Annotated in this window: 3 protein-coding genes; all 3 read right to left on the reverse strand. The window is 70.2% G+C overall.

Annotated elements, in window-relative coordinates; translation table 11 throughout:
- Positions 1-281 (reverse strand): hypothetical protein (locus tag ACG2DA_RS22785; protein WP_395258995.1); only part of this gene is annotated, 281 nt, incomplete at its 3' end.
- Positions 278-697, reverse strand: a complete 420-nt coding sequence (locus tag ACG2DA_RS22790; protein ID WP_395258997.1) for a hypothetical protein — start codon at positions 695-697, stop codon at positions 278-280. The genes ACG2DA_RS22790 and ACG2DA_RS22785, both read right to left, overlap by 4 nt.
- Complete coding sequence (locus tag ACG2DA_RS22795) at positions 694-1,122, reverse strand: HAD family hydrolase (RefSeq protein WP_395258999.1); 429 nt, start codon at positions 1,120-1,122, stop codon at positions 694-696. The genes ACG2DA_RS22790 and ACG2DA_RS22795 overlap by 4 nt, the downstream gene beginning before the upstream one ends.
- Positions 1,123-1,219: the final 97 nt, after the last annotated feature.

The raw sequence follows: 1,219 nt of genomic DNA on the forward strand, positions 1-1,219 counted from the left end.
ACGTACGGGCCGACGTTCCGCTCGTTGACGTAGAGCCGGACGCTCGGGTGCTCCGCCAGCGCGATCGTCTCCGGCGAGGGCGTGAAGCCGTCGGCCACAAGGTGCAGCAGCGGTTCGCAGCCGGGCTGATCCAGCACGGCTGCGACGGACTCGGGGAGATACTTCTCGTCCGCGGCGGAGAACGGCGTCACGACATCGACGGGGCCGACGTTGGGGGGGGTCGCCGGGAGCCGGATCGGGCGGGGCGTCAGGTCGGGCGGGGTGCGGCGGGGGACGGTCACGGCAGCAGTTCCCCTTTCGCGTTCACGTCGGCGGCGTACGGGTCGCACAGCAGACGCCCGGTGCGGGCGAAGTACCGGGCTTCCTCCACGCTGTAGTCGAAGTAGAACTCTTCGCACAGCATCTCCGACCGGGAGTCTCCCCCGCGGCCTTGGCCGTCGTAGTTCACGCCGAACACCGTGACGCCGTACCGCCGCTCTTCGTCGTTCCGCAGCTTGCGGGCGAAGCAGTTCGCCAGCATGTGCCGCACGGCCACCACCGGGTCGGGGAAGACGCTCGGGACGTACCCCGGCCCGATCGCCTCAAACTCGACCGCTTCGACTTCGGCCGCCCGTTTCTTGTCCGGGTGGTCGGCGAACGGCCCCGGAGCGTCGACAGGCCCGCGGGGGAAATTGCGGTTCGTGATGAAGTCGGTCATTTCAGGAGAGCTTTCAGTTCGTCGGCGGAGACGCCCGTCGCCCGGTCGCACAGGACGTACCGCAGGCCCACGGCCTCGCAGCCGCCGTCCGTGCCCGGCGTGTCGCCCACGAACACGGCCTCGCACGGCGAGACCCCCAGTCCGGCCAGCGCCATGCGGAAAATGCGGGGGTCCGGCTTGTGGATCAGCAGGTCGGCGCTGGCGAGCACGAAGTCGAACAGGTCGCCCGCGTCGTACTTCCCCAGCGTCCGCAGCACGGTGGCCGTCGCCCCGGTCTTCGTCTGGTTCGTGACGATGGCGAACCGCAGCCCGCCCTCCCGGGCCTCCCGCAGCAGGGCGACCACCTCGGGGTCCATCGTCTGCGGGACGCCGGATTTGCCGGGGATCAGCGTCCCCCACCAGTCGAACAGAATTGCGCGTCTCACGGCAGAATCACTTCCTCAAAGACGGCCCCGGCGTGCTCCACCCGGCGGACGGGCTCCCGCCACCGCTCCCGGGCTTCCGCGACCGTGACCTCGGGCT

Source organism: Alienimonas sp. DA493 (genome assembly GCF_043951915.1).
Classification (GTDB): Bacteria; Planctomycetota; Planctomycetia; order Planctomycetales; family Planctomycetaceae; genus Alienimonas.

What these genes read in the sequence shown, in the direction of transcription:
- ACG2DA_RS22790 (WP_395258997.1), bottom strand. Translation starts at nt 697, where the DNA reads ATGACCGACTTCATCACGAACCGCAATTTCCCCCGCGGGCCTGTCGAC.